Origin of the sequence: Streptomyces sp. SM1 (assembly GCF_002910825.1) — a bacterium.
GTDB lineage: Bacteria > Actinomycetota > Actinomycetes > Streptomycetales > Streptomycetaceae > Streptomyces > Streptomyces okerensis.
This window is the reverse complement of record NZ_NEUB01000588.1, coordinates 1-4,389: the sequence shown is the minus strand read 5'-3', so window position 1 is coordinate 4,389 and position 4,389 is coordinate 1. Positions and strand designations below refer to the sequence as shown.

At 69.9% G+C, this 4,389-nt stretch carries 3 protein-coding genes; all 3 read right to left on the bottom strand.

The annotated features are described in order from the left end of the window. Position 1: 1 nt before the first annotated feature. Complete coding sequence (gene rimO, locus B9S61_RS14480) at positions 2-1,477, bottom strand: 30S ribosomal protein S12 methylthiotransferase RimO (RefSeq protein WP_103542625.1); 1,476 nt, start codon at positions 1,475-1,477, stop codon at positions 2-4. A 92-nt stretch (positions 1,478-1,569) separates the two neighbouring features. Then, positions 1,570-2,409: a helix-turn-helix domain-containing protein gene (locus B9S61_RS14475; protein WP_103542624.1), complete on the bottom strand. Its 840-nt coding sequence runs from the start codon at positions 2,407-2,409 to the stop codon at positions 1,570-1,572. Positions 2,410-2,661: 252 nt separating this feature from the next. Beyond that, positions 2,662-4,389, bottom strand: a 1,728-nt coding sequence (locus B9S61_RS14470) for a DNA translocase FtsK (protein ID WP_146064843.1), incomplete at its 5' end; no start/stop codon positions are given.

Here is a 4,389-nt window from a genome sequence, read left to right as displayed (position 1 = left end):
GTCATCTGCCCGCCTCCTCACCACGCGCGAGCGAACCCTGGAACAGCGGCTCGGCCACCAGGTCGACACCTTCCGTACCGACCACCTTCGCCTCGACCATACGACCGACGCTCAGGCCCTCGCCGCTCGTGAGCAGCACCTGGCCGTCCGTCTCGGGAGCCTGGTGCTCGGCCCGGCCGTACACACCCTCCTCCTCGTCCACGGACTCCACCAGCACGTGCACGGTCTCGCCGACCCGCTCCTCGGCACGCTGCGAGACGAGCTCCTCGGCCATCCGCGAGATCCGGGCCAGCCGCTCGGCGACGACCTCCTCGTCCAGCTTGCGGTCGTACGTCGCCGCCTCGGTGCCCTCCTCGTCGGAGTAGCCGAAGACGCCGATGGCGTCCATCCGTGCGTGGTTCAGGAACCGCTCCAGCTCGGCGAGGTCGGCCGCGGACTCGCCAGGGAAGCCGACGATGAAGTTGGAGCGCACGCCGGCCTGGGGCGCCTTGCTCCGGATGGTGTCGAGCAGCTCCAGGAACCGGTCGGTGTCGCCGAAGCGGCGCATCGCGCGCAGCACGTCGGGCGCGGAGTGCTGGAAGGACAGGTCGAAGTAGGGGGCGACCTTCGGGGTGGAGGTCAGCACGTCGATCAGACCGGACCGCATCTCGGCCGGCTGGAGGTAGCTGACCCGCACCCGCTCGAGGCCGTCGACCGCCGCGAGTTCGGGCAGCAGGGACTCCAGCAGGCGGATGTCGCCCAGGTCCTTGCCGTAGGAGGTGTTGTTCTCGGAGACCAGCATGATCTCCTTCACGCCCTGCTCGGCCAGCCAGCGCGTCTCGTTCAGCACGTCGCTGGGCCGGCGGGAGATGAAGGAGCCGCGGAAGGACGGGATGGCGCAGAAGGAGCAGCGCCGGTCACAGCCGGAGGCGAGCTTCACCGAGGCGACCGGGGCGCCGTCCAGCCGGCGGCGCAGGGGCGCACGGGGTCCGGAGGCCGGGGCGAGCCCGTCGGGCAGGTCCACCGGCCCGTGTCCGGGAAGTGCGACGGAGGCGGCGGACTCCTGCCGCTCGGCCGGGCTGATCGGCAGCAGCTTGCGCCGGTCGCGCGGGGTGTGGGAGGCGTGGATGCCGCCGTTCAGAATGGTCTGGAGGCGGTCGGAGATGTCGGTGTAGTCGTCGAAGCCGAGCACTCCGTCGGCCTCGGGAAGGGCCTCGGCGAGCTCCTTGCCGTACCGCTCCGCCATGCAGCCCACCGCCACGACGGCCTGCGTTCTCCCGTGCCCCTTGAGGTCGTTGGCCTCGAGGAGGGCGTCGACGGAGTCCTTCTTGGCGGCTTCGACGAAGCCACAGGTGTTGACGACGGCGACGTCGGCGTCCCCGGCGTCCTCCACGAGCTGCCAGCCGTCCGCCTCCAGACGGCCTGCGAGCTCCTCCGAGTCCACCTCGTTACGGGCGCAGCCAAGGGTGACGAGTGCGACGGTACGGCGTTCAGGCATGGGCTCAAGACTACTTCGTCCCGCCGACACCCCACGTCGACGGGGTTGGCCGATCATGGCCGACCCCGTCGCCGATGCGTCCTCGGTGCCTTTTATCCGGCCTGCGGGTCGCCCTTGGTGTAGGTCAGGCGCTCGACCGCGCCCGGCTGCCAGTCTTCCTCGATCTTCTTGCCGTTGACGAACAGGTCGACCGCGCCGGCGTCACCGAGGACCAGGTTGATCTTGGAGCTGTCCTGGAAGCTCTCGGAATCGCCCTTCTTGAGCAGCCCGTCGAACAGCAGCCGGCCGTTGTGGTCCTTGGCGGAGATCCAGCTGGGCGCGTCGGCGGCGGTGACCTGGACGGTCACCTTGTCCTGCGGCGCGGCGGCGATGGCGCTGTCCGACGGTTCCGGCTCGACAGGCGCGGGCTTCTTCGACTTGAGGGTGGGCGACGGGGACGTGTCGGGCGTGGCGCCGTCGGCGACGTTCGCCTTGCCGCCCTCGTCGCCGCCCTTGACCATGGTGAACCCAACGAAGCCGATCACGACGACGATCGCGGCGACCATGGCGGCGGTCCAGTTGGGGCCGCGCCGCTCCGGACGGATGCGTTCCGCCTCGAAGAGGGGGGCGGCGGGGGTCGGGGCCGGACGGCCACCGCCGTGATCCTCCTCGTACCGGGCGATCAGGGGGGCGGGATCGAGACGCACGGCCTTGGCCAGGGTCCGGATGTGCCCGCGTGCGTAGACGTCACCGCCGCAGGGCGCGAAGTCGTCCGCCTCGATGGCGTGCACGATGGCGATCCGGACGCGGGTGGCGGTACTGACGTCGTCGACGGTGAGCCCGGCGGCGATGCGCGCCTGCCGCAGCGCTCGGCCGACGGAGACGGAAGGGCGGTCTTCCTCGGAAACGTCTTCGAAGGGACGCTCGTCTTCAGGGGAGTTGCCGTTGGACACGGGGGCGCCTTTCGAGCGTGTAGCCGCCTGTGCTGGAGGTTCAGTCTAGGAGGGGTACAAGAGGGTGGGGCAACCGGGCGGTCGGACTTTGTACGCCATCGGAATGGCCCGGCATCCCGATGGCGGGACTGCAGTTTGCCGTTTCGCTCAACTTGACGTACGCCGACGGGAAACAGTTGCTCGATGATCCCTAACGAGTGGGTCACGATCGGTCACCCGGAGGCCCCCGGGTGACGAGCACGTCCCGCTCGCCTACCCTTCAGACTCCCCCCGGATCAGCGCGAGCACGCCGTCCAGCTCATCAGGCTTCACAAGAACGTCACGAGCCTTCGATCCCTCGCTGGGCCCGACGATGTTGCGCGACTCCATGAGGTCCATCAGCCGGCCCGCCTTGGCGAAGCCGACGCGCAGCTTGCGCTGGAGCATGGACGTCGACCCGAACTGCGTGGAGACGACCAGTTCGGCGGCCTGGCAGAGCAGGTCGAGGTCGTCGCCGATGTCCTCGTCGATCTCCTTCTTCTGCTTGGTCCCGACGACGACGTCCTCGCGGAAGACGGGCGCCATCTGGTCCTTGCAGTGCTGGACGACGGCCGCGACCTCCTCCTCGGTCACGAACGCGCCCTGCATACGGGTCGGCTTGTTCGCCCCCATCGGCAGGAACAGACCGTCGCCCTTGCCGATCAGCTTCTCGGCGCCGGGCTGGTCCAGGATGACCCGCGAGTCGGCGAGCGAGGAGGTGGCGAACGCCAGCCGGGAGGGCACGTTCGCCTTGATCAGGCCGGTGACGACGTCGACCGACGGGCGCTGTGTGGCGAGCACCAGGTGGATACCGGCCGCCCGCGCGAGCTGCGTGATCCGCACGATGGCGTCCTCGACGTCACGCGGGGCGACCATCATCAGGTCGGCCAGCTCGTCGACGATCACCAGCAGATAGGGGTACGGGTGCAGTTCCCGTTCGCTGCCCTCGGGCGGTCTGGCCTTGCCCTCGCGCACCGCGCGGTTGAAGTCGTCGATGTGCCGGTAGCCGTAGGCGGCGAGGTCGTCGTAGCGCAGGTCCATCTCGCGCACGACCCACTGGAGCGCCTCGGCGGCCCGCTTGGGGTTGGTGATGATCGGCGTGATCAGGTGCGGGATGCCCTCGTACGCCGTGAGCTCCACGCGCTTGGGGTCGACCAGGATCATCCGGACGTCCTCCGGGGTCGCCCGCATCATCACCGAGGTGATCAGGCAGTTGATGCAGGACGACTTGCCGGAGCCGGTGGCGCCGGCGACGAGCATGTGCGGCATCTTCGCCAGCGAGTCCATGACGTAGCCGCCCTCGACGTCCTTGCCGAAGGCGACCAGCATCGGGTCGTCGTCCTCGGCGGACTCCGCGAGCCGCAGCACGTCTCCGAGATTGACCATCTCCCGGTCGGTGTTGGGGATCTCGATGCCGACCGCGGACTTGCCGGGGATCGGGCTGATGATGCGCACGTCCGGACTGGCGACCGCGTACGCGATGTTCTTGGTCAGCGCGGTCACCCGCTCGACCTTCACGGCCGGGCCGAGTTCCACGACATAACGGGTGACCGTCGGGCCGCGGGTGAAGCCGGTGACGGCGGCGTCCACCTTGAACTCGGTGAAGACCTTCCGCAGGGCGTCCACTATGACGTCGTTGGCCGCGCTGCGGGACTTGCCCGGACCGCCGCGGGTGAGCAGGTCGAGCGAGGGCAGGGAGTAGGTGATGTCGCCGGAGAGCTGGAGCTGCTCCGCGCGGGGCGGCAGGTCGCGGGGTTCCTTCGGCGGCACCTTGGTCATGTCCAGGACGCCGGCCGGGGGCCTGTCCTGCTTCGGCCCGTCGTCCGCCTTCGCCCGGTCCGCCTTCGGCGCGTCTGGCCGCGGGCGGGCGGCCGGGACCGGGGTGGGGGTGGTGGGCTCGCGGTCGCCGGTGCTCACGCCCTGGGTCAGGTCGGCGACGACCGGCGAGGGCGGCATGCCGTG